The organism is Halorarius litoreus (assembly GCF_024362405.1).
GTDB lineage: Archaea > Halobacteriota > Halobacteria > Halobacteriales > Haloarculaceae > Halorarius > Halorarius litoreus.
The window spans coordinates 1-21,699 of the sequence record NZ_CP101455.1; the positions used below are offsets into that span (position 1 = coordinate 1).

26 protein-coding genes are annotated in these 21,699 nt (G+C 60.0%); 13 read left to right on the plus strand and 13 right to left on the minus strand.

All coding sequences use genetic code 11. The features are described from left to right. Window positions 1-247: 247 nt before the first annotated feature. The 7 genes from NL126_RS21020 to phaC all read left to right on the plus strand — a co-directional run bounded on the left by NL126_RS21020 (window position 248) and on the right by phaC (window position 6,433). Complete coding sequence (locus NL126_RS21020; RefSeq protein WP_004594451.1) at window positions 248-1,120, plus strand: ParA family protein; 873 nt, start codon at window positions 248-250, stop codon at window positions 1,118-1,120. Further along, window positions 1,113-1,598: a DUF7970 domain-containing protein gene (locus NL126_RS21025; protein ID WP_255198962.1), complete on the plus strand. Its 486-nt coding sequence runs from the start codon at window positions 1,113-1,115 to the stop codon at window positions 1,596-1,598. Before NL126_RS21020 ends, NL126_RS21025 begins: the two co-directional genes overlap by 8 nt. Window positions 1,599-2,025: 427 nt before the next feature. Beyond that, entirely contained in the window at window positions 2,026-2,607 is a 582-nt protein-coding gene (locus tag NL126_RS21030) for a DUF7342 family protein (RefSeq protein ID WP_004048667.1), read from the plus strand. 3 nt (window positions 2,608-2,610) lie between these two features. Beyond that, complete coding sequence (locus NL126_RS21035) at window positions 2,611-3,069, plus strand: hypothetical protein (RefSeq protein ID WP_119712869.1); 459 nt, start codon at window positions 2,611-2,613, stop codon at window positions 3,067-3,069. Continuing rightward, on the plus strand, window positions 3,066-4,304 hold the full coding sequence (locus NL126_RS21040) for a phage integrase SAM-like domain-containing protein (RefSeq protein WP_119712870.1): 1,239 nt from the start codon (window positions 3,066-3,068) through the stop codon (window positions 4,302-4,304). Before NL126_RS21035 ends, NL126_RS21040 begins: the two co-directional genes overlap by 4 nt. A 141-nt stretch (window positions 4,305-4,445) precedes the next feature. Beyond that, complete coding sequence (locus tag NL126_RS21045) at window positions 4,446-5,084, plus strand: MaoC/PaaZ C-terminal domain-containing protein (protein ID WP_119712871.1); 639 nt, start codon at window positions 4,446-4,448, stop codon at window positions 5,082-5,084. A gap of 26 nt (window positions 5,085-5,110) precedes the next feature. Continuing rightward, window positions 5,111-6,433: a class III poly(R)-hydroxyalkanoic acid synthase subunit PhaC gene (gene phaC / locus NL126_RS21050; RefSeq protein WP_434084178.1), complete on the plus strand. Its 1,323-nt coding sequence runs from the start codon at window positions 5,111-5,113 to the stop codon at window positions 6,431-6,433. Window positions 6,434-6,489: 56 nt separating this feature from the next. On the opposite strand, the gene NL126_RS21055 is transcribed toward phaC, so the two are convergent. From NL126_RS21055 to NL126_RS21070, 4 genes are all read right to left on the minus strand, one after another. After that, window positions 6,490-7,080, minus strand: a complete 591-nt coding sequence (locus NL126_RS21055; protein ID WP_255198964.1) for a hypothetical protein — start codon at window positions 7,078-7,080, stop codon at window positions 6,490-6,492. A 9-nt stretch (window positions 7,081-7,089) separates the two neighbouring features. Further along, on the minus strand, window positions 7,090-7,458 hold the full coding sequence (locus NL126_RS21060) for an SHOCT domain-containing protein (RefSeq protein WP_119712874.1): 369 nt from the start codon (window positions 7,456-7,458) through the stop codon (window positions 7,090-7,092). Between the two features lie 126 nt (window positions 7,459-7,584). Continuing rightward, window positions 7,585-7,806, minus strand: a complete 222-nt coding sequence (locus tag NL126_RS21065; RefSeq protein WP_255198965.1) for a hypothetical protein — start codon at window positions 7,804-7,806, stop codon at window positions 7,585-7,587. 99 nt (window positions 7,807-7,905) lie between these two features. Further along, a complete protein-coding gene (locus tag NL126_RS21070; RefSeq protein ID WP_233340660.1) occupies window positions 7,906-8,070 on the minus strand; it encodes a hypothetical protein in 165 nt (54 codons plus the stop codon). Window positions 8,071-8,308: 238 nt separating this feature from the next. On the opposite strand from NL126_RS21070, the gene NL126_RS21075 reads away from it, so the two are divergent. Genes NL126_RS21075 through NL126_RS21085 form a run of 3 tightly spaced genes read left to right on the plus strand, consistent with a single transcriptional unit; the run spans window position 8,309 to window position 10,513 of the window. After that, the gene (locus NL126_RS21075; protein WP_137277124.1) at window positions 8,309-9,034 is read left to right on the plus strand and encodes an ABC transporter ATP-binding protein; all 726 of its coding nucleotides are present in this window, start codon (window positions 8,309-8,311) and stop codon (window positions 9,032-9,034) included. Continuing rightward, window positions 9,027-9,764, plus strand: a complete 738-nt coding sequence (locus NL126_RS21080) for an ABC transporter permease (RefSeq protein WP_220619879.1) — start codon at window positions 9,027-9,029, stop codon at window positions 9,762-9,764. The genes NL126_RS21075 and NL126_RS21080 overlap by 8 nt, the downstream gene beginning before the upstream one ends. Continuing rightward, window positions 9,761-10,513 carry an ABC transporter permease gene (locus NL126_RS21085; protein WP_220619878.1) on the plus strand — a complete coding sequence of 251 codons (753 nt, stop codon included), beginning with the start codon at window positions 9,761-9,763 and terminating at the stop codon, window positions 10,511-10,513. The genes NL126_RS21080 and NL126_RS21085 overlap by 4 nt, the downstream gene beginning before the upstream one ends. A gap of 95 nt (window positions 10,514-10,608) precedes the next feature. On the opposite strand, the gene NL126_RS21090 is transcribed toward NL126_RS21085, so the two are convergent. The 6 genes from NL126_RS21090 to NL126_RS21115 form a co-directional block, all read right to left on the minus strand. Continuing rightward, window positions 10,609-11,343, minus strand: coding sequence for a plastocyanin/azurin family copper-binding protein (locus NL126_RS21090; RefSeq protein WP_142980812.1), 735 nt, complete (start codon window positions 11,341-11,343; stop codon window positions 10,609-10,611). A 25-nt stretch (window positions 11,344-11,368) separates the two neighbouring features. Continuing rightward, window positions 11,369-11,710 carry a thioredoxin family protein gene (locus NL126_RS21095; RefSeq protein WP_255198966.1) on the minus strand — a complete coding sequence of 114 codons (342 nt, stop codon included), beginning with the start codon at window positions 11,708-11,710 and terminating at the stop codon, window positions 11,369-11,371. 143 nt (window positions 11,711-11,853) lie between these two features. Then, window positions 11,854-12,207: an SHOCT domain-containing protein gene (locus NL126_RS21100; protein ID WP_255198967.1), complete on the minus strand. Its 354-nt coding sequence runs from the start codon at window positions 12,205-12,207 to the stop codon at window positions 11,854-11,856. A gap of 2 nt (window positions 12,208-12,209) precedes the next feature. Beyond that, window positions 12,210-12,629, minus strand: coding sequence for a DUF302 domain-containing protein (locus NL126_RS21105; protein ID WP_255198968.1), 420 nt, complete (start codon window positions 12,627-12,629; stop codon window positions 12,210-12,212). 446 nt (window positions 12,630-13,075) lie between these two features. Continuing rightward, window positions 13,076-13,438 carry an SHOCT domain-containing protein gene (locus NL126_RS21110; RefSeq protein WP_255198969.1) on the minus strand — a complete coding sequence of 121 codons (363 nt, stop codon included), beginning with the start codon at window positions 13,436-13,438 and terminating at the stop codon, window positions 13,076-13,078. Between the two features lie 58 nt (window positions 13,439-13,496). Beyond that, a complete protein-coding gene (locus NL126_RS21115; RefSeq protein WP_255198970.1) occupies window positions 13,497-13,817 on the minus strand; it encodes a hypothetical protein in 321 nt (106 codons plus the stop codon). Window positions 13,818-14,144: 327 nt separating this feature from the next. On the opposite strand from NL126_RS21115, the gene NL126_RS21120 reads away from it, so the two are divergent. Both NL126_RS21120 and NL126_RS21125 read left to right on the plus strand, forming a co-directional pair. Beyond that, window positions 14,145-14,882: a DUF4396 domain-containing protein gene (locus NL126_RS21120; protein WP_142980806.1), complete on the plus strand. Its 738-nt coding sequence runs from the start codon at window positions 14,145-14,147 to the stop codon at window positions 14,880-14,882. Between the two features lie 127 nt (window positions 14,883-15,009). After that, window positions 15,010-15,981, plus strand: coding sequence for a potassium channel family protein (locus NL126_RS21125; protein WP_255198971.1), 972 nt, complete (start codon window positions 15,010-15,012; stop codon window positions 15,979-15,981). Between the two features lie 223 nt (window positions 15,982-16,204). Here the strand turns inward: NL126_RS21125 and NL126_RS21130 are convergent, their stop codons facing one another. The 3 genes from NL126_RS21130 to NL126_RS21140 all read right to left on the minus strand — a co-directional run bounded on the left by NL126_RS21130 (window position 16,205) and on the right by NL126_RS21140 (window position 20,624). Further along, entirely contained in the window at window positions 16,205-17,638 is a 1,434-nt protein-coding gene (locus NL126_RS21130) for a multicopper oxidase family protein (RefSeq protein ID WP_255199022.1), read from the minus strand. Further along, window positions 17,628-18,776: an MBL fold metallo-hydrolase gene (locus NL126_RS21135; protein ID WP_255198972.1), complete on the minus strand. Its 1,149-nt coding sequence runs from the start codon at window positions 18,774-18,776 to the stop codon at window positions 17,628-17,630. Before NL126_RS21135 ends, NL126_RS21130 begins: the two co-directional genes overlap by 11 nt. 63 nt (window positions 18,777-18,839) lie before the next feature. Further along, window positions 18,840-20,624: a 5'-nucleotidase C-terminal domain-containing protein gene (locus tag NL126_RS21140; RefSeq protein WP_255198973.1), complete on the minus strand. Its 1,785-nt coding sequence runs from the start codon at window positions 20,622-20,624 to the stop codon at window positions 18,840-18,842. Between the two features lie 288 nt (window positions 20,625-20,912). On the opposite strand from NL126_RS21140, the gene NL126_RS21145 reads away from it, so the two are divergent. Further along, on the plus strand, window positions 20,913-21,698 hold the full coding sequence (locus NL126_RS21145; protein ID WP_255198974.1) for a sulfite exporter TauE/SafE family protein: 786 nt from the start codon (window positions 20,913-20,915) through the stop codon (window positions 21,696-21,698). Window position 21,699: the final 1 nt, after the last annotated feature.

A 21,699-nucleotide genomic window follows, 5' to 3' on the forward strand; every position in this document is an offset into this window, starting at 1 on the left:
CGTAGGGTCGACGGTGATTATGACAATTAAGATTGTGTCAACAATCTACATAATGTACAAAATGGAGATTGTGTAGATGGCGTACGAAATCTGTCTGACACAGAATTAAGATGGACGAGCTTCATTGACCGCGTATGATCACTGCGAAACTCACATTATCGACAAAACTCGCGAAACCTTCAACATCTACCCAATGTACATTATCTACAAAATGTACAAAATCTGCTTCTTACGGGGGTGCTGAGCTATGAGTGCTGACGAGTTTGAAGGGCTCCCCGGAGCAGCTGTCTCGTTGCTCAAGGGAGGGGTAGGGAAATCCACGATCGCGCTCAACATCGCTGATCGACTCGCTGCTCGTGGCCATGAGACGGTACTATTGGATCTGGATAAGGACGGGCACATGACGACCCAGTTGGGATACGACGATGCGTACGACCGAGATGCGAACCTCGGTGACGCCCTTATCGATGGTGAGGACCCCGAAGACCTGCTTATCGAGACGGACTTCGGTGTTCACCTCCTCCCGTCGAGTAACGAGCTCGAGAACGTCGAGACGAGGCTGAAGGACGAACGGTTCGCAGACGTGAAGCTTCGACGGAACGTTGTCGATCCGCTCATTCAAAACGGATACGACTACGTGATAATTGATGCCGCAGGCGGCCGTGGGAAACTCTCCGACAACGCCCTCATCGCCGTCCAGCGCGTCATAATCCCGCTAATCCCGCGTGCTGGCTCGATCAACGGCCTCAATAAGATGATTGAACGCCAGATCTCCCCAATCCGGCAGAATATCGGGTTGGATATCCTCGCAGTCACTCCGAATATGATTCGCGAAACAATGGGACAACGCAACGAGCATCGGACTCTCGTTGAAAATCTCAACCGGGAGTTCGGTTCATTCGTCCCCGAGTACGCTCGTGTGGACCCGGAGATCTTCGATGCCCTCGATGATTCGGGACGCACCATCGATAGTATTCCGAAGCCAGGGATTCGCGAACGGACCGCGATTTCTCGCGCGTTCAAGCAAGGAATGCCGGTCTCGGAGTTCGACGAAGATTGCGACCAAATCCCGAATTTCGACCACTTAGCGGACCTCGTGGAGGAACACAGCCATGCCTAATGAGGACGACCGTTTCGGGGACGTCGCTGAACAGCTCAAACAAACGGAGGAAGGAGCCGAATCGGATGACGACGAACGTACTGACACTCAGGATGAACCGCAACCGGATGAAGAGATAATTCCTGAGGACACAGAGTCGGAGACTGAGTCCATTCCTGAGCAGGATGAGGAGGATGTGGACGAATCCACCGGTGGACCGGCCTTCTCCTTTGATGAGACCGATATGCACGGCTTCTATGTCCGGAAGGACACGTGGGATGGCGTCACCCGGATGCGATCATCGGTAACTGCTGCGTGCTCTATGTTTGATGTTCCCGAATTTGAGGGAAGAGAGTTTCAAGATGCGTGTCTCCGGGTAATTGCGGACCACGGTGATGAAGTCGCCCTCCAGATCCTCCGGGAGCGTGGTATCGAAGCCGATGAGGAACGTGTTCAGGAAGTTGTGGAGATGCTAAGCGAGCAAGCTACGAACGACTAACATTGGATTTGGGTGATTTCCCTCATCATTCAGATTTCGTGCGCATTGTACATTATGCAGATTGTGTAGCAAGCCATCTGCTTGCAGTCTTACGATTATTCTCGGAACCGGGTCCGAACGGCGGTCGCGGCTTTGGTATAGCGGCATATGATTCATACCGTTGGACAAATCCGAATTTCGGGGGATAGAACCCTTCTATCATAGGAAAAATGGTTATGAGACTTCTATCACCGGTGGTCCTGATTACGCCAATAATCACGACCACTTTGAAGTACCCCGACGCCGTCGGTGAAGCACGAATGCTGCAACCGGCTCAGAACGGCGCTTCCCCCAGGGTAGAGCCGCCAAGACCGGGCTCCGTGTTTACTCTGGCTACCCACAGCTGAGATCGGGGCGATGGCGAAGAAGTCGATTCGATATAGAACTAATGGCCTCAACCTATATTAAGACAAAGCCCGAACGATGTTGTATGACCGAAGATGAATCGAACTCCGAGGGTCTGATGGAGCGCCAGACCACGGGTGAAGACCGCGTGCGGATGGTTGCTCGGCAGCTGTCGGAGCCGCGGACAGCCAACTGGATCGCTTCCGAAGCGGGCTGGTCACATGAGCCGACCAAACGCGTCCTCGAACGGCTCGTCGACGATGGCATCCTCCATCGTGACGAAAGCGGTACTCACACGACGTATTACCCTGATTATCGCCGCCAAGCGATGCAGGAGGCGATGCGTCTTCGAGACAGCGGCCACACTGTCGAGGAGCTCACGGACCGTCTCGCCGATATGAAGACGCAGATTCGCGACTGGGAGGACGAATTCGGCGTTGAGTCACCGAACCAGCTTCGCGGGACGCTCGCTGACGAGTCCCTTGACGCTGAGGAGGAAGATAGTCGCCGTGAGATTGCCCGTGAGTGGGAGCATCTTCAGCGGCGTATCCAGATCGTTGGGTTCGCCATCCGAGAATGGGACTTCCTCGCTCCGACAACAGAGCCTGCCGAGGCCAGTAGCTGACGGATGTCGGTCCCGCATCCCGGTGGTGACCCGAACGCAAACTTCTACGCCCAGCTAAAGCGGGACGTCCTCGACCGTGTGCCACAGATCACGACAGTCGAGTTCGTTCCTGATGATATCGAGGCCAAACAGCTGCGGGCACGGTTTGATCCAGCCCGTCTCGACCCTTCGACAGGGCCTGAGTCGCCGGAACTGTCCATCAAGTGGTACCGACAGGAGCCACATGATTGGTTCCGTATCAACTACACCGACCCGAACACGGGATTTCACGCGGGGTGGCACCAGGACGAGGACCATCCCGATCTCGGACGAACGCATTTCCAGTATTCAGCCGGCGATGCGGAGGATCGCTGGGGAATCACGTTCGACCACGAGACCCCATCGCTGATCCTCTGGGAGATCGTCGAAGAGCTCCTTGAGGACGTCCGTCCGACCTACCAGTACGCGAACGAGGAACCATGACACCCCGAGAACGCGCCGATCAGTCACTCACGAGTTCCTTCAAGCGCTACCTGCAAGACAAGGGGAAAGGCCGCGGTGGCGACGGCGGGAACTATCGACGAAACGCTGCACGCGAGCTCGAGCGGTTTGCCGAGTGGGCCGCTGGCGACCGCGGTGACGACGACTGGACCGGGATCGTCCTCGACGATGTCGACCGGGAGCCGATTTTCGACGACCTCGACGAACGCGTGTTCCGGGAGTACGCCCGGCATCTCGGTGGAGATCGGGGACTCAAGCAGAACACGGTACAAACATATTACCGCTATATCTCTGCGTGGTGCGGGTGGTGTGTCAACGAGGGATATCTCGAGGCGCATTACGCGCAGCGGGCGAGTGCGATGGCGCCGCTGCCGGAGGACGACGGCCGTAAGCCCGGCGACCAGCAGGCCTGGACCTCCGAACAGCGCCACGCACTCACTCGTCACGTCGACGAGCAGGCTCGCAACGCTATCGAGGCCTACACGACACTCCCGGAGGCTACTGACCCCCTCGACAAGCAGCGAGCGCGCTACGCGGCGCTGAAGACGGCTCGTGACCGGGCGCTGGTGTTCGTCCTCGCGTACACCGCCGTTCGGGTCGGGGAACTGCTCCGGGATCCAAACGACCCGCGCCGGCGCGGCGTCCGCTGGGAGGACCTCTCCCTCGACGACGGGAGTATGGACGTCTACCGGAAGAAACAGCAGTGGGACGCCGCGAGCCTCCCCGACCCGGTTATCTCGCCGTTACGGAGCTACCGGAAACTGATGGATCCGCCAGCGGATCGATGGCCGGTGTTCCCGACGTTCGACCAGCGGACACTCGCGACGCACGTACGGGAGGAGCTCGCTGACCGAGGGCTACAACCGGACGTCATCGAAGAACGGCGTGATGAGTTCGCTCGCGACCTTTTACTGACACTTGAGGAAGACATTCGACCTCCCTCGATCACGACCGATGGTGCGCGGTCGATTCTCCAACGGCTCTCCGAGGAGGGGAAGGTCGACATTGACCACCCGAAACACGACTATCTCGCTCCTCACGGCGGTCGACGAGGCATGGGAGAGGTCCTCGTCAGGGCGTTCGGCTATACTGTCGCAGCCCGATATCTCGACAACTCAGAGGAGATGGTCCGCGAGCGCTATTCCCATATCGAAGCAGGAGAACTTGGAGACGTGGCCACTGAAGCTCTCGACGAGGTTGACCACATCGGGACGTGAACGCCTTCTACAATTGTTCTCGGTTGGTGCTACGAGCGACACGTACGTTGATAGTGCGTGACTACGTTATTCTCTAGCAGACCGTCTGAACGATTCCGACGCCGACCCAGTTCGTGAACGAGCCATCAATTCAGTGTACCCATGCCAGTCGATCCCGTCTGTGGGATGGAAATCCCACCCGAATCTGCCGAAGCGACTACTGAGTACGAAGGCGAGTCATTCCACTTCTGCTCGAACGACTGCCAAGCGTTGTTCGATAGCGCTCCCGAGAAGTACGTCGAGACGCCCCATCCACATCTCGTCGAGGCGAGTGGAGCCATTCTCCCTCGCTTGCCATATGGCCGGGCAAAAGGCGAGTTCGATATCGAAATCGAAGATCCCACGTCGCTCCAGGAGGGCGACAGCGTTCGCTTCTCGAAGGAGATCACGGACGACGACGTCCGAAAATTCGCCGAAGCGACCAGCGACACGAACGCCCTCCACCTCAACGACGCGTTCGCTGAGAAGACGCGGTTTGGCCACCGGATCGTCCACGGGACACTCGTCTCCGGACTCATCAGCGCCGCCCTCGCGTGTTTCCCTGGCCTCACGATCTACATCTCGCAGAATCTCGAGTTCCGACGCCCGGTCGACATCGGCGAGTCACTGACGGCTCAATGCAAGATCGTCGATGACCTCGAAGGCGACCGGTATCGGCTCACGACGCGCATCGAAAACGACGCTGACGAAATCGTCCTGGACGGGACGGCGACGGTGTTGATTGACCCTCTCCCGGAGTGACTCGTTCGTACAGCCAGGTTAAGACTATGAATCCGTTCACAGCCCCATTGAAGACTCACCGCAGATTGCTTACCCAGGGAATGGAAACCGCCGAGAAGATGCGCCTTCTTCCGAATCGGCTCGAATATCTCGCCTCCGTTGAGGTCGGGCAGACTTCGAGTGAGGTCATCTATTCCGAGAACAAACTCAATCTCCTCCACTATGAGTCACTCACAGACGACCTGCACAACACGCCCCTCCTCGTCGTCTATGCGTTGATCAATCGTCCCTACATCCTCGATCTCCAGCCCGACAAGAGCGTCGTCCGACGGTTTCTTGAGGACGGCTTCGACGTCTATCTCATCGACTGGGGCGAACCGTCCCGACTTGACGCGTCGCTGACCCTGGGCGACTACGTGAATCGATACATCGACAATTGCGTCGACGTCGTCCGTGAACGAACTACGAATGACGCCCTCAACATCCTCGGCTACTGCATGGGCGGCACGCTGAGCACGATGTACGCGGCTCTCCATCCGGAGAAGGTTAGCAATCTTGGCCTCATGGCCACGGGGCTGTGTTTCGACAACACAGGTGGTATCCTCGAGCAGTGGGGGAGCGAGGAGTACTTCGACCCCGCAGAGATTACCGAGACCTATGGGAACGTCCCGGCGGAGTTTCTCGGGGCTGGCTTTGCCCAGATGAACCCCGTCGATAACTACCTCGGGAAATACACGATGCTGTTCGACAACCTCGATGATAAGACAGCTGTCGAGAACTTCGGCAGGATGGAACGCTGGGTGCGAGACGGGGTCGATGTCGCGGGCGAGGCCTACCGCCAGTTCATCGAAGATATCTACCAGGAAAACGCCCTCTACCGGAACGAACTCGTGCTGGATGGCGACCCCGTCGACATCGAAAATCTCACGATGCCGGTCTTACAGATCATCGGCTCGTTCGACCACCTCATCCCGCCGGACGCGAGTAAACCATTCATGGACACTATCCCAAGCGAAGACACCGACATTTACGAGTTTCCAACCGGTCACGTCGGGATGGCCGTCTCGGGCAAGGCCCACGCGGAGCTGTGGCCCCGCGTGGCGACGTGGTTTCGAGAGCGGTCGGTGACATCGACCAAAGGAACAGATACACCCGGCGGGAGCGATGTTCCAGAGGGAGCCGACCAGGAACAGTCGTTGCAGAAGCTCGACGGCGTCGGACCAGCGTACGAGGAGCGTCTTCATGACGCCGGGATTTCTACGGTGAGTCGACTCGCAGCCGCGGATCCGGCCGCGCTCGCTGAGCGACTGGGTATCAGTGGCTCACGAGTGTCGTCGTGGATCGAGCAAGCCCAACAGCTCTCCAGCTAGTTCGATCCCCACGCTGTTTCCCGGCCAGTTCCCCCAGTGACATTTAGGACGGATCCCTATGTGACGACGATGCCACCGTCGATTTCCATGTACGGGTGTCCATAGCCACAGTAGGTCAGGCAACTCAGCGTGTAATCGCCTCGTTGCGTCGCCCCTAACTGTCGAATGATGGGTCTGGTGGCATTTTGCGGAAGTGCAACCGGGTGCATCATCATTCCGCCGCCCATGTGAACCTGTCCAGAGGGCGTGATCGCGAGACTGTGGTCTGGGTACTGCTCATTCGCTTCTTCGATTAGCTCGTGGAAGTCGCCGTCGGCCGGGACCGGGATGCGTTCCGCATTTCGTTCTTCGAGGGCCTCGTGGTCGGGAAGGACGTCTCGAATCGACGCTGGGAGGGATTGGACGGCCTGACTCGCGAGCGTGTTGAACGATACGACACGGAGAACATCGTTCCGTTGCAGTCTGATGCGGTCCTGTTCCTCGCCGGACTCGTCGACGATGATGAAGCCCCAGTGATACGCGCCGACGTAGATCGTTCGATCGACCCCACCGCTGCTTCCCGGGAGATTGCCGACGCAGCCCGCTAGACCTGCGATGCCGGCTCCGAGCGCAGTGAGAAACTCGCGTCGCTGTACTGTCGGGGACATGATTGCAGACTACTGCGACTCCTCGCGGGTGAGTTTCGCACGCCGTTCCTCGAACTCCTCGTCGGAGAGATCGCCGCGTGCGTACGCCACTCGGAGCTCTTCGAGTGCCCTATCAGTGGTTAGCGACGACCCGACCCCACCGACGAGGCCGCGATAGAGGAGGTAGCCGATGCCGACGAGGACGACAAGCCAGACGAGCATCATCCCGACGCCCCACAGTGGCGAGAGGCCGCCGGCCGTGCCGCCGCCCCACCACCAGCCCATCATCCCCATCATTGGAGCGGCGAAAACCATCATTAACATCGGAAACAGGACGACCACTGCGAGGACGATTAGGACGATTCGGAGCAGCCCGTCGGACGTGCGCTCTGTCGACATGGGTAACCACTACTGACTTCGCCGGCTGCATTCATAAAGTTGGACGACCAGAACTGCTCCATTGGTAGTTCCTGGGCGGGGTGGCGGCCAATACGTTGCTCCGTGTCTTGCTTGGGGTGAGCGCACTCAGCAGCAGTCGGGGTCGTCGGGCGACCACTCGCACGCGTCGCCAGCCGTCAAGTTGTTTTCGTCAACGTAGGTCGAGAGACACGCGTAGTTGCAGAAGTAGGTCGGCGACCCGCAGTCGTCGGTACAGTCGCGCACACAGATCGGGTCGTGGTCGAAGATACGCGACCCGCAGTAGGCGCACGTCTCATCAACGTTGGGGAGTTCGACAGTCGTAGACATACCTGTGCTACGGGCACGAGTCAAAAACGTATTTCGCCAGCTGACCATCGATATACTCCACCTCCGGGCTGAAGGCGGTGTGTGAGTGACAAGGAACAACTAGAACTCGATCGCACCGATCATCGGCTCGCCGACGCACTTCGGGCAGACATCGGTGTCGTATTTCTCCATACAGTGTCGGTGGCAGGAGATCCCGCAGTGCTCGCAGACGAACACCTCGTCGTCGCGAGCGCATTCCGAGTCACAGATGTAGCACTGAACCATGGATACTCGAACGTTAACTCGCAAGCCGCATCAACGCTATGCTCGGCGCCTGATAGGTGGCTGATCTTCATCACGGTTACCGACCAAGTCTACTCCTGTTTGGAGACAAAATGAATGCCAAATCGTTGGCTACCCATTGCTCTCTTCGGGATACAACCCGATCTCTGGGTACTTTGACGGAGTTAACTTTCGATTCTTAACAACAATTCGATTGAATGAGTAGAACGTCTTTCTACGTATGGACACGACCACGGCGCCCACGGAGACGCTCGGTGGTAGCAAGACGCTCGTTCGAGGCAACGCCCTCGAGAAAACCTACGGGTCACGACTCCCGTTGGGACGGTCGACACCCGTTCTCACCGGTGCGGATATCGAGGTCCATGCTGGCGAGATCGTCGGCATCGTCGGCGAGAATGGGTCGGGCAAGTCCACGCTGATGAAGATTCTCGTCGGGGTTCTCGACCACGACGCGGGCACGGTCCAACGGCATGGAACCGTCGGATGGTGTCCGCAGGAACCCCTGCTCTACGATCGGCTAACCGTCTCAGAAACGTTCCGGCTGTTCGGCGCTGGCTACGACATGACGCGCGAGGAAATCGACGCGGCGAAGCAAAGACTGGCGGACGAACTCGACTTCGAGCAGTACCTTGACTACCGGGTCGACCAGCTCAGCGGCGGGAACCGACAGAAGGTCAACCTCAGTGTCGCGTTGATGCACGACCCGGATGTCCTCATGCTCGACGAACCCTACACGGGGTTCGACTGGGAGACTTACCTGCGATTCTGGGACATGGCCCAGGACCTCGCGAACGACGGCACTGCCGTCGTCATGATCTCCCACCTAATTGAGGAGCGGAGTCGACTCGATCGCGTCTTCGAGGTGCGAGACGGACTGGTTCACGACGTGACCGACGAAGAGACCGAGAGCGAACTCAGGAGCGACCCGGAGGGGGAACATGAATAGGTTCGTCGTCGGCGTTCGGGCGAACCTCCAGACGTTTGTCCGGACGCCTCTGAACGTCGTCCTTGCGCTGGTGCTCCCGCTCGTGGTCATCGAGGGGTGGGGCCAGGCGATGGCCGGACTGCCGTCAATGCCGACCGTCGAGGGGATTCCGCTCGACCTGGGACGCCTCCTCGGCGCGATCTTCGGCGTCGCCATCATCACCGGGCTGATGGGACTGGTCCAGATGATCAGTGCCCGGGAGGCTGACCGACGGCTCGTTCAGACCGGGTACGCGCCACGAACGCTGCTCGCGACGCGGCTGGCGACTCTCGCGGGTGTCACGATCGTCGTTGCGGGGGTGAACTTCGGCGTCCTCTGGCTGACGATCGACGTCGAAGCACCCCTGTTTGTGTTCGCGTTCCTCGCGCTCGCGGGCGTCGTCTATGCTTTCCTCGGTGCGCTCGTCGGCGCAGTGCTTCCGCGACTGTTCGAGGGGTCGCTCGTCGTCGTCTTCCTCGCGATGATGGACGTGTTCCTCAGTGGCGACAGCCCGCTCGCCGCGGACGTCCCCGACTTCGTCCAGTACTTCCCGTTGTATCATCCGAAGGAACTCCTCCAGTCGGCCGCCTTCGACGGTACGTTCGCTGCGGGTGACCTCGCCTTCGTCGGCGGGTACCTTCTCGTGTTGCTCGTCCTCGTGACTGCCGTATTCGGTGCGACGATGCGCACGGCCGGGGGGTGGTCAGCGTGAACCGAACGGCCACGGCGTTCGGTATCGGGCTCCGGGAACACGCCCGCAACTACGTCCTCGTGGCGCTCCTGGTCGTCCTCCCAGTGTCGTTCATCACGCTCGCCTTCGCGGTCACCCAGGACGTCCAGATGCCGGTCCGGACGGTCGTCGACGGCGAGACGACGACCGTGATGCGGGGGATGCCCGAGGTCCACGGCGTGATCATGACACCGATCACGAGTTCGTTCATCGCCGGCCTCGCCGGTCTATTCCTAATGCGCGAGGCGAGAGACACGGACGGCCGCCTCGCTGTCGTCGGCTACCGAGCACGGCAGGTCATCGCCGCACGATTCGGCGTCCTTGCAGTCATCACGCTTGTCGTGGTCGCTGTCTCCGTCGGGGTGATGCTCATCGACTTCCAGCCCGAACAGCTGTGGTGGTTCATCGCCGCGATGCTCGTCCTTTCAGTTACCTACGGACTTATTGGGATGCTCGTCGGCGCCGCCTTCAACCGCCTCGCGGGCCTGTGGATTATGTTGATCCTCCCGATGATCGATATCGGACTGTTCCAGGACCCGCTGTTCGTCCAGTCTGAACCCGAGTGGTGGATGAAACTCTTCCCGGGCTACCATCCCGTCCGCGTGATGGTCGATACCGGACTCACGACGGACCTGGACACGGCTGCGTCGCTCGGCTGGGGGGCCGGCTATCTCCTCGTCGTCGGACTCCTCGCCGTGTGGGTGTACTACCGCGGAACTCGAACGACGTGACGACGCGCTCGAACGAAGGTGGTATCCGAGGCCGGACGGATCGATCGAGGGCACCCGACGCGATTCGCTGACTTACCGAACATCGACGAGGCGTTTCACCTGTCTTCCAACCGCTCACGACGCTTCTGGAACTCTTCTTCGTCGATCTCGCCTCGTGCGTAACGGCGTTGGAGGGTTTCCATCGCGGAATCATCGCTCTCGGGAGATGCGTCACCTCGTCCTAGTGCCCAATAGAGGAGTCCGCCAGCTAAGCCGAGCATTCCGAGTGCCCCGCCGACGAACGGGACGCCGCCCCACCCGCCTCTCGAGCCACCCATCATGCCCCCTCCGCCGGGCCCCATCATGCCGCCACCGGTGCTCCCGCTTCCGTCGACGTCCGAGCCGATGGCCACGGCGCCGTTCTGGACGATCGTCTCGCTATCGGGGACCTCGCCGTCGGGGATTGAGCTCTCTTCGGCCGGGCCGCCGGGGCTGCCGACGACGATGCGGCCGACCATCCCGACCGACTTGTGCGGGATGCAGTAGTAGTCGTACGTGCCTGGCGTTTCGAACGTGTACTCGAAGCTTCCCGACGAGATGGTTCCACTGTCGAATGCGCTGGCGTCGGATGGAATCCGATTCTCGTAGGCGGTCGCCGAGTGGGCTCCGGCCGCTAGCTCGAAGCGAACGGTCGTGCCGGGTTCGACGTGGAGTCCGATCGGGTCGAAGTAGTTGTTGCCCATCTTCACGACGGGCGTCTCCTGTGCGCTCGCTGGCTGAGAGATCCCTACACCGGCGACTGCGCCGGCACCGAGTACTCCCAGGAACTGACGTCGGTTATAGTTCGTCATGTGATTTGAATCAGTCTGTTGGTCGTTATTTTCGCACGACATCGACGAGGCGCTGGACGAATCCAGACGATTGCTGGGTCGCGCGCTCGATGGCTGACTCGAGGTCGTTCCGGTCGACGATGCCGATGAACTCGGCGGTCTGCTCTCCGTTCGCGTAGACGAGGGTCGTCGGCGTCTTTCGGACGCCGTATTCTTCGGCTGTTTCGAGGTCCGTCTGAATGTCGACCTCTTTGAATTCCACGTTCGGATACTTGTCCTCGAGGCCGTCGTTTTTCTCCCGCTGTGTTGCGCATGCTCCGCACGTCTCTTGGGTGAAGAGGATTACTTCGGTCACATTGTATACTATGGTATTGTAACTTAACCACATTACTATTCAGAATTGTAAGCTGAGAGCCCCCCATTTCTTTGATTTGAAGACACGCTCGCACAGGTGTGATAGGACGGAGCCTGAGGAACAAAATCGAGTACACGGGCTTGTGGTATCCGAATCGCGGTGTGTACTCGTTGGGTTTACCCCGACCGTTCGAGTTTCTCGCGTCGGGATTCGAACTCTTCGTCGGTGAGGTCGCCGCGGGCGTACGCCGTGCGGAGTTCTTCCATCGCGGGGTTTCGAGACGTCTGGCTTTCATTCGCACGTCGGAAGACGAGGTAGCCACCGCCAAGGAGGATGAGGAGGAAGATGAGCGGGACGAGCATCCCGACGAACGGCCACCACCCGCTGGTGGTCCCGCCGTAGCCCATCATCCCTCCGTAGCCCATCATGCCACCGAACCCCATCCCCATGGTGAGCAATGGGAGGACGATGATCGCCCCGAGGATCAGGAGCACGATAGTCGTGGTGTCGAGTTGATTCGACGAGGACATCGTTACTCCTCCTCCGACACCGTTCCCAACTCGTCTGAGACCGTTGCGATGACACGCTCGAATCGTTCGTGGACGTCGACCGCGATCTCGTCGAGGTCTGGATTCTCCGTGATGCCGACCAGTTGCTGGGGGTCGACGGCGCTCACGACGACGTCACCGGCATCCGTCTCGTAGACGATGACGTTACACGGGAGCAGGGCCCCCAATTCCGGCTCTTCGGCGAGGCCTTCGTGGGCGAGTGGAGGGTTACACGCCCCGAGAATCCGGTATTGGTCTACGTCGACATCGAGCTTTTCCTTCAGGGTCGTTTTGACGTTGATGTCACAGAGGATGCCGAAGCCTTCGTCCTGTAGTGCGGTCGTGACTGCGGTTACGACATCGTCGAACGGTGCATCGATCGTTGTGGTGATGGTATACGTCATTGGTCTATTGGGTGTTTTTGCGTTCCAAGCTCGCGATGAGCTTCGTTGCTTCCTCTTCGGTCAATCCAGCACCGCCAGATGCTTCTGAGGCGATGAAAGCACGGAGTCGTCGGCGTTCGGCAGCCTGTCTGCGTTGTTCTTGTGAACCGATTCGGGTATTGTGTTGTGAGTCGTTCATTGTGGTGGTTGGTTTTGTCGTGACGCGCATTTCGAGTCGGTCCGTGACTGGAGTCGGAGAGTTCTTGTCGTCAGGTTAGACCAGTTGATTTTTCAACATTTTGTGTGCTCGTTCCTTCTCTCCACAATACTATGGACGATTGCACGAGGCATAACCGGCCAGGTCCGTTTGCTGACCCAGCAAATCGCCCCGTCATTCGGGTCCACTCTCTCGTGGTCGAATGTATGTGGACGACGTGGAAGGGTATATGAACGGAGGGTGTTGATACTCACTGGGTGAGCGAGAATCGTCGGTTCTCGAACTCCTCGTCCGAGAGTTCCCCCCGCGCGTAGCGCTCGCGGAGTTCGTCGAGTGCAGTATCCGGCCCAGAGGACTGTCCCTCGCGGTTAGTCCCGTACACGAGGAGCAGGATGAGTCCGATCAGGAGCAACGGCCAGAGGAACATCCCGCCGCCGAGCATCCCGAAGCCGCCGAGTCCGCCCATACCGCCCCAGCCGCCGCCCATCATGCCGCCGCCGTAGCTCCCACTACCGTGGGCAGCAGCGGTTCCAGTCGCTGCGACCAGCAGTGGGACGGCGAGGATCGCGAGTCGACGAGCAGTGCGTCCGATGTGAGTGGTGAGTTGCGTCATTATCTTGCGTTGGTGAATCGTGGTGTTCGGTCGAAGCGATCGAAACGGTCAGGGCCTATCAGCAGTGGCCCTGCCCGTACATCTCGCCGTTGTAGTCGTCGTTAGCCCCATTGTGGTATTCCTCGCCAGCCATGTCCTGGGCCATCTCGTCGACGGTCACACCCATGTGCGACTCCATCCACTCGACGCTACCGGGGCCCATGTGCTCGGTCATCTGCGCCTCCATCCAGGCCGCCCAGTCATCAGCGGTAGCGTTGTCAGTGGGCGCGTCGTCTGCGGTCGTGTCGTTGCCGTGTGCGCTGACCACGGGGGCAGCGAACGCGAGTCCGACGATCGCGAGCGCCACGAGCAGCCAGCCGCCGAGTTTGAAGTTGGTCATTGTCTTTCTCCTCGGTTACTCGTAGGACCGCTCGGGAGTTATCGACGTGGGTGTGAATCCACGCAGGAGAACGTTCGAGAACGTGTATAGGGTGTTCTAATCGTTTCCTGAGAATAGAATCGTTCATCTCTACCGAATTCGTCCGGGGGATGGGTTGGCACGCTCCGAACTATTTCAACCGATGAGTGCCGAGATCGGTGATCCGACTAACTTTGGAATGTTAACCACAACTGCAGAAAGTTCCCCTCCCCAACTAGGTCGTGTAGCGACCGTCAAGCAGCAGACGATACCGCATAGCCTCGAATTAGTTCAGCTATTCCGTAGACTATGCCACTCCAAGGACTTCTCACACAGATCGAACACGCGCTCGCACCGGTTCGCCACATCATGAAACCGATTCTGTCGGACCCGCTCGTGATGGGTGTCTGGGCGCTGTTCGTCCTCGCGTCCGTCGTCACCCTCTGGTGGGACATCCGCGAGCGGAATCAGGCGCTGCCATCGCTGATGAAAGGCGTCTGGACGCTGGTCGTCCTCTACTCCGGGCCGTTCGGCCTGGCCATCTACTGGTACTCTGGCCGCAGCCAGATCAGCAACGACTCGCTGTGGCGGCGTGGCTTCCGCTCGACCGCTCACTGCTATTCGGGCTGTGGGGCCGGTGAAGTTCTCGGGTTCGCGCTCCTCGCAGGCCTGCTCGCACTCCAGAGTACGGTCCTCGTCGCTGCAGGAACGTTCGCGCTCGCGTACCTGTTCGGCTACGCCCTGACAGTCGGCCCGCTGATGCAGGAGGGCGTCGGTTTCGGCGAGGCCATGCTCGACGCCCTCTATAGCGAGACGCCAAGCATCACCATCATGGAGATCGCTGCTATCGGAACGGATCTGCTGATCGCCAGTCAGGCCCACATCTCCGATCTGCTGTTCTGGGGTGCACTCGCGTTCTCGCTATCTGTTGGGTTCGTTTTCGCGTTCCCGGTCAACGCCGTTTTGGTCCACTTCGGCGTCAAGGAAGGCATGAAGAATCCAGCCGAAATGAGACAGAGCGGCGGACAGGCACAGGCCGCCGACTAGCCTATCGTACAATAATGATTCAGCCGTCACCACCATCGATGATGAACTCGCTGTCTGTCGCTGCTCAGTTTGAATCGACTTCGGAGAGAACGACAGACCAGTGAACTATCTATACTTTGGCTTGGGCGTGAGTCTGCTCATCGTGGCCGCGATCGATCTCCTATGGACGACCCTTTGGGTTGAGGGCGGTGCGGGACCCCTTACTGCACGCCTGATGCGGAGGACGTGGAAGCTGCTACGACGCTTTGGGACCTACAGCCCCCGCATTCGGACGCTCGCCGGCCCGGTGATTCTCGCCCTCGGGCTTGGGATGTGGATCGCCCTACTCTGGGGCGGGTGGATGTTCGTCTTCGCCAGTGCCGAGAACGCTCTGAGAGACACCATCGACGCAGGCCCCATCTCCTGGGTCGAACGATTCTACTTCGTGGGATATTCGATGTTCACGATGGGGAACGGTGATTTCGCGCCCCGAGATGGCCTCTGGCAGATCCTGACTGCACTGATGACCGCCAGCGGGATGTTGCTGGTGACGCTGAGCATCACCTACGTCCTCTCCGTCCTCGACGCAGTTACGCAGAAACGCACGTTCGCGCGGAACGTAAGCGGGCTCGGACTGGACGGCGAATCGATCGTCACTACTACCTGGAACGGTGATGAGTTCGACGACGTCGCGCTCCCTCTCAACAGTATCACCACGGCGCTGAACGAACTAACGTCTAACCACAAAGCCTACCCAATCCTACACTACTTCTACACCGACGACCGCGAGGCCGCCGCCGTGTTGAGCGTCGCCAGTCTCGACGACGCTTTGACCCTCTGGCAGCGAGCGACGCCCGAGGCGAAGAGGCCCAGTGACTCGGCTCTCGAAAACGCACGGTCGAGTGTTCAGAGCTACCTCGACACGGTCAGTGTGTTCGCGACACAGTCCGACGAGCATCCACCGCTGCCCGACCTCGCCGTTCTACGCAAGGCGGGTGTCCCGACGGTGTCCGACGAGGAGTTCGATGACGTACTCGAAGAGCTGAAAGAGCGACGCCGAACCATGCATGGATTGATTCAGGCGGACGCACGCCAGTGGCCGGGAACCCGGGAGGAGTAGTACCGAGGGTTGAACACCCCACTCTCAGTCATAGTTGACACACCGATCTTCATTTCGTCGCTACACCAAGAGCATACGACGAGGTTCAATTCTAGTGGCAGCTGTTTGAGTATGAGTCCTGTATCAAATGCGGATGTCTTTCAGTCCCCGTAATAGGCGACGAACATGAAGTCGAGTATGCGAGCAACAATAGCCTTTGTTCGACTCGAAACTCGCTACTGAGCTACTCGACGTATCTCACGACACGCGCCATGCCCGCATCGAGATGATACAAATTGTGACAGTGGAACAACCACCGGCCGGGATTGTCCGCGTGGAAGTCGATTGTCACCTGCCCTCGATGTCCCGGAACGATGACCGTGTCTTTGACTGCGTTACCGACCTGGAAGAAGTGGCCGTGAAGGTGCATCGGATGGACGACTGGACTCTGGTTGGTCATCCGAATCCGAACGTGTTCTCCGGGTCGAATATTTAGTGGATCGGCGTCCGGATAGGCCTGTCCGTCAATCGTCCACACGTACTCACCCCTGCCGCGAGACAGCGTCAGGTCGAACGACCGGTCGGGACGCCCACTCACACCGTCGAGCGAGGAGAGTGCTCGAAGGTCGGTGTACTGCAATCGGTTACTCGAGGATGATGGGGGCTGAGGGGTGCCCGAACCACCTGTGGATTCGTACGCAACGACGGCTCTAGCTGGTGGTTCGTTCCCGTCGAGTGCGTCCGCCTGAACGAACCATCTTCCCGGATTCGCCGCTTCGACGACGACGTCGTAGCGCTCGCCGGCTCCGAAGACGAACGAATCTACGTCGACGGGTTCGACGGGTTGGCCATCGGCGTGGGTCACCGTCATTTCGTGGCCTGCGATCCGTACCCCGAAGACCGTCGCACTGGAAGCATTCACGAACCGGAAACGGATCCGCTCGCCCTCAGTTACGTCGAACGTCTGGGGGTCATCGGGCAGTCGACCGTTGATCAGGAGTCCCTCGTATGGCGGCCGAACGTCACCCATCATCCCGCCTCCCCCACCCATTCCACCACCGCCACCCATCCCACCGCCCGACGGAAGACGGGGCTCTCCAGAGAGGTAATCGTCGACGACGACGACGTACTCGCGGTCGTACTCGACGTGTGGGTCGGATTCTTCGATGATCAGTGGACCGAGCAGCCCACGGTCGAGTTGGAGCCCGACGTGGCTGTGATAGAAGTACGTCCCGGCGGGTTCAGCACGGAACGTGTAGGTGAACGTATCACCGGACGCGATCGGGTCTTGGGTCACGTTCGGCACGCCATCGACCGGATTCGGAACCGGAATACCGTGCCAGTGAATCGTGGTCTCCTCTCGGAGGTCGTTGGTCAGTTCGACGCTGAGTACGTCACCCTCCTGAACGCGCAGCTCCGGTCCCGGGAATTGCTCGTTGTACGTCCAGTTGGTCGTCGACGTTTCGGGGGACGGTCGAATGGTTCCGGACGCCGCGGTGAGGCTGACGGACGTATCTGGCTCGGCCGTCACTGTCGGGCGGGGCGACACCTCACGACCCCCACCATCGTCGGTGCCCGGTAGCTGACCGGCACAACCCGCGAGCGCTCCGAGGGTGGTTGCCCCAGTCAGTTGGAGGAGCCTGCGGCGCGAGAGCGACCGTTGTTCTCTATGCGGCACAGTTGTTCGGCCCCAGTTCGAGTTCTGTCGCCTCGCCCTCGTCGTCGACGGTCTCTTTGCCGGTGTTGATGGCGATAACTGTCTCGTAGTTCGGGGGCTTCTCCGGGGCATCCTCGGTTAATCGCTCGATGAAGGCTTCGTGGTCGAGCCCAAGGAAGCTGAGTTCTTCGCGGAGATCCCCGAGTCGGGCCTCGAGGGGGTCGCCGGGCGAGCCGTTCTCGTACCGCCCGTCGCTCGTGACGGTGAGGTGGCCCGGCAGAATCGTGGTGTCGTCCGGGAGGTCGAGGATCGTCTCGTGGAGCGAGTCGTACAGCAGTTCCGCTCCACGCGAGGCATCGTCCTCGCCGAACTGGAGTTCGGTCCGTCCGACGGAGTCGACGAACAGCGTATCGCCCGTCAACAGGAGTTCGCCGTCGACGAGGTAGTTCATCATCTCCGAGGTGTGGCCCGGCGTGTGGAGTGCTTCGATCTCGACGTCGCCGACTTCAATGACTTCTCCATCTGATAGCGGTTCGTACTCGTACTCGACACCGCGTTCACCGGCTGCTTCGCCGAGGTGGTAGGGGACACCGACCTCGTCGGCGAGGGCCGGACTGCCCGAGATGTGGTCGGCGTGGACGTGCGTGTCGAGCACGCGTGTTATGGAGAGCCCAGCGTCCTGGGCAGCGACTTTGAACCGGTCGGTCTGTCTGGTCGCATCGACCACGACGGCCTCTTGCGTCGCTTTTGAGCCGACGACGTAGCCGAGACAGCCTTTCGCTCGGCGCTGGACCTGCCGGACGACCAGGTCGTCACTCGTCGTCTCGATGGGAACCACCTCGTAGAGTTTGCTCCACTCTTCCATTCCGCCGGTGACGACCGAGACGTCGTCGTAGCCGTGTTCGTCGAGCTCGAACCCGAACGGCGTCGACGTCAGACCCTTCCCGCAGATAGCGACGACCGGCCGGCCGTCCACCATCGCGTCCACCTCGTTCAGTTGGTCCTCGCTCAACCCCTCGTCAGGGTCGTACGGAACGTTCTCTGCGTTGCGCACGTGCCAGGCCTCGAAGCTGTCTTCGGGACGCGTGTCGATGAGTGTGAACTGTTCGTCGGCGTCGATCTTGTCCGCGAGTTGTTCCGCGGTAATGTTCTTAACCATCGTATCTCACCTGTGTCGTGCCGAGTTTGCCGTTCGCCGAGCGGTCGCGTGCGCCCTCGCCGCCTAGCGCGTTCTATTACGCCCTTCTTCGGGGAAAGCGTTCCCGCGCGGAATCATGGACGTCTCACAGTACGCCTCTCCGCCCTGATAGTCGACGCCTGGTTGGATGAACGGGTACGGCCCGTCAGCGGGTGTGTTCTGGGCACCACCGCCATCGTCCGCGGTCTCAACCAGTCCCATTACTTCGTAGTCGACTGGTGAGTGTTCTTCGAGGTACTCGACGATGACGTCGACTGGAATCGTCCCGTCGTCGACCGCAACGTCCTGGAAGGGAAAGCCACAGTTGCCGAGGTCGCGTTCGGGGTCACCGGGTCGGCGGAATGTCGCCACCGAGTACGTCTCCTCCGGGTCGACCGCTTCGTCGTCGATCCGCATCTCGACGAGGCGACGGCCGCGCTTGGCCGTCGGGTCGACGGTAACTTCGACGTTCGAGGAGAAGTTCCGGACGCGGCCGTCCTCCTGGTTGTAGGGGTACGGCGTGAAGTTGTCCTCGAGGAACTCCTCCATATGGTTCGTGAGCTGCTGGCCGTACGCGACGCCGCGGGCGACGGGCGTCGCCATCGGGAAGAACGTGTAGAGTTCACCGAGCGTAATCTCCCCGGGCGGGATTGCGGTCCCGTAGCGGAACCCGTGTGAGACGGCCAGATTAGTGTCGAAGTGGCTCCGGAGTGCGTCGTTGAACAGAGTATTCCAGGCGCTCTCGAGGAACGACTGCCGGTAGAGCGGCGGCTCTGTCTGTCCGACAACCGTATCGAGGGATTTCTCGAGGGTGCCGGCTCCGCGCTCGAATCCCGGGTCGTCCTCCAAGAACGGTTCACGCACTGATTCGACCGTCTCCTGTGCGCTAGCGTCCGGTTCCGGCGTGTACTCGCCGTCCTCGGTCAGGCAGTAGAGGTGGTGTCTGAACTGAATCTCCCCGTCCTGAACACGGAGGTCGACCCGGCCGAGCGCCTCGCCCATCCCGGACTCGACGACCACGGTTTCGGTCTCCTCGACGACGATCGGGTCGTAGGTGTACTCGTGGGTATGCGCGCTGAACATCACGTCCACGCTCGCGCAGTCCTTGGCGGCTTGGACCATCCACGGCAGGCCAATTTCGGTGACCGCCACCACGACGTCCGCGCCGTCCTCGCGGGCGGCCTGTGCGGACTCTTCGAGGAGCGCGGGGTGCTTACCGAAGCGGTACTTCCCCTCGGAGAACGCGGGTGCCATCCGGTCGACGTAGACGTTCGTCATCCCCACGACGCCCACAGAGAGTCCGCCGACCTCGATGACGCTGTACGCATCGTACAGTCGATCGCCGGTCTCCCAGTCGTAGAGATTGTTCGCAAGGACCGGGGCGTCGAGGGCGTCCATTAGCTCCACAAAGTTGCCGTCCTCGGCGGCCTCGTTCGAGTAATCCCAGTTCCCGGGGATGTAGACGTCGGGTGCAACGTGCTCGTTGATAGGCTTGAGCATCGCTCGCCCGTCGGTGTAGGTGGTCACGGCAGAGCCATGGAAGGTGTCACCACTCATCAGCGTACAGACCTCGTAGTCCGCGCGGAGTTCGTGGAGTTTGGCCGCGAGCAGTGGAACCCCGCCACCGCGCTTGATGACGCGGTCGTCCTCTCCGAAGTCGAAGTTTGGCTTCGACGTTGGATTGTCGTAGTAGACCTGGTAGCGCGGCGTTAGCTGCCCGTGGAGGTCGCTGACGTGTGTGAAGACCACGTCGGGGGCACCTGCGCTGTCGCTGGCAGGATCGCCACCGAGGGACTTCCACTCACCAATGGACGTCTCGTTCCCGTTCATCGTGGCGCGATTGCAGATACGCCCTCCTACGGTTCATGGATTGTGGTTGCTATTCGAAATACCGCACAAGACTCTCTACGGGCACTGTGTCGTAGAAGGTTGGACGCGATGACCGAGAAGCACTATCCTCGAGTTGGAAATGGAAACTCGTGGCGTGGCTGAGGCGTGATCTCGACAGCTGACTAGGGGTGTCTCCTTTCGGCTCTTAGGGACAATTAGCCTAAGCGAGGAAGCCATAGTATCCTCCGTAAAGATGCGCACGCTGACTCAATCGAGGAGGCGGTGACGATGACGAGTAGCTGGGTGACGACGGGATTGTCTGCGGTCGTCATTCTGGTCGCATCCGTTATTCACGGGATCGCCGGGTTCGGTTTCGCGCAGGTGTCGATGGGGCTGATGCCGCTGTTCCGGTCTCCTTCGAGCGCATCGATCATCTTCACGGCAACGGCAGTCGTGAGTAATGCCCGCGTCTGGTGGAGCGTTCGGGACGCGTTTGACTGGCGCAAGTGGATCGTTCCTGTCGGCGGCCTCGTCGTCGGGATGCCGCTCGGCATCTACGTGTTCAGTCAGTTCAACAAGGCACAGATGCGCGTCGCCATCGGGATCGTCCTCGTGTTAGCTGTCATTATCGTCGGCGCGACCCAGCAACTCGACATCGTCACCGACTGGATCGAAGCACGGGAATACCGACCGGGGAACATCGTCGGCGCGACGGCCGGTCTCCTTGCGGGGATTTTTGGTGGCGCCGTCGCGGTCCCCGGCCCGCCGATGATTGTCTATGGGGCGTTCATGTCCGCCAGCGGGTTCTGGAGCGACGAAGAAATGAAGGCGACGTTCACCGCCTTCTTCGGGACGCTCATGCTGTATCGGCTGGGGAGTCTTACGTATACGGGAGCCGTAACGACGCCGCTGATGATCGAGGCGGCCATCGCCATTCCGATGGTGTTCCTGGGTGCCTGGGTTGGCGTCTATATTTTCGACAACATCCCCGAGCGTATCTTCCAGTGGGTGGTGCTGGCGCTGCTGACGGTGAATGCATTCGTCCTGTTGTTCACAGCGGTCCCGGAACTCTGAA

Excerpts from the sequence above, each read along its gene's own strand:
- NL126_RS21020 (WP_004594451.1), top strand. The coding sequence starts at position 248 with ATGAGTGCTGACGAGTTTGAAGGGCTCCCCGGAGCAGCTGTCTCGTTG.
- NL126_RS21025 (WP_255198962.1), top strand. The coding sequence starts at position 1,113 with ATGCCTAATGAGGACGACCGTTTCGGGGACGTCGCTGAACAGCTCAAA.
- NL126_RS21030 (WP_004048667.1), top strand. The coding sequence starts at position 2,026 with ATGGCCTCAACCTATATTAAGACAAAGCCCGAACGATGTTGTATGACC.
- NL126_RS21035 (WP_119712869.1), top strand. The coding sequence starts at position 2,611 with ATGTCGGTCCCGCATCCCGGTGGTGACCCGAACGCAAACTTCTACGCC.
- NL126_RS21040 (WP_119712870.1), top strand. The coding sequence starts at position 3,066 with ATGACACCCCGAGAACGCGCCGATCAGTCACTCACGAGTTCCTTCAAG.
- NL126_RS21045 (WP_119712871.1), top strand. The coding sequence starts at position 4,446 with ATGCCAGTCGATCCCGTCTGTGGGATGGAAATCCCACCCGAATCTGCC.
- phaC (WP_434084178.1), top strand. The coding sequence starts at position 5,111 with ATGAATCCGTTCACAGCCCCATTGAAGACTCACCGCAGATTGCTTACC.
- NL126_RS21055 (WP_255198964.1), bottom strand. The coding sequence starts at position 7,080 with ATGTCCCCGACAGTACAGCGACGCGAGTTTCTCACTGCGCTCGGAGCC.
- NL126_RS21060 (WP_119712874.1), bottom strand. The coding sequence starts at position 7,458 with ATGTCGACAGAGCGCACGTCCGACGGGCTGCTCCGAATCGTCCTAATC.
- NL126_RS21065 (WP_255198965.1), bottom strand. The coding sequence starts at position 7,806 with ATGTCTACGACTGTCGAACTCCCCAACGTTGATGAGACGTGCGCCTAC.
- NL126_RS21070 (WP_233340660.1), bottom strand. The coding sequence starts at position 8,070 with ATGGTTCAGTGCTACATCTGTGACTCGGAATGCGCTCGCGACGACGAG.
- NL126_RS21075 (WP_137277124.1), top strand. The coding sequence starts at position 8,309 with ATGGACACGACCACGGCGCCCACGGAGACGCTCGGTGGTAGCAAGACG.
- NL126_RS21080 (WP_220619879.1), top strand. The coding sequence starts at position 9,027 with ATGAATAGGTTCGTCGTCGGCGTTCGGGCGAACCTCCAGACGTTTGTC.
- NL126_RS21090 (WP_142980812.1), bottom strand. The coding sequence starts at position 11,343 with ATGACGAACTATAACCGACGTCAGTTCCTGGGAGTACTCGGTGCCGGC.
- NL126_RS21095 (WP_255198966.1), bottom strand. The coding sequence starts at position 11,710 with ATGTGGTTAAGTTACAATACCATAGTATACAATGTGACCGAAGTAATC.
- NL126_RS21100 (WP_255198967.1), bottom strand. The coding sequence starts at position 12,207 with ATGTCCTCGTCGAATCAACTCGACACCACGACTATCGTGCTCCTGATC.
- NL126_RS21105 (WP_255198968.1), bottom strand. The coding sequence starts at position 12,629 with ATGACGTATACCATCACCACAACGATCGATGCACCGTTCGACGATGTC.
- NL126_RS21110 (WP_255198969.1), bottom strand. The coding sequence starts at position 13,438 with ATGACGCAACTCACCACTCACATCGGACGCACTGCTCGTCGACTCGCG.
- NL126_RS21115 (WP_255198970.1), bottom strand. The coding sequence starts at position 13,817 with ATGACCAACTTCAAACTCGGCGGCTGGCTGCTCGTGGCGCTCGCGATC.
- NL126_RS21120 (WP_142980806.1), top strand. The coding sequence starts at position 14,145 with ATGCCACTCCAAGGACTTCTCACACAGATCGAACACGCGCTCGCACCG.
- NL126_RS21135 (WP_255198972.1), bottom strand. The coding sequence starts at position 18,776 with ATGGTTAAGAACATTACCGCGGAACAACTCGCGGACAAGATCGACGCC.
- NL126_RS21140 (WP_255198973.1), bottom strand. The coding sequence starts at position 20,624 with ATGAACGGGAACGAGACGTCCATTGGTGAGTGGAAGTCCCTCGGTGGC.
- NL126_RS21145 (WP_255198974.1), top strand. The coding sequence starts at position 20,913 with ATGACGAGTAGCTGGGTGACGACGGGATTGTCTGCGGTCGTCATTCTG.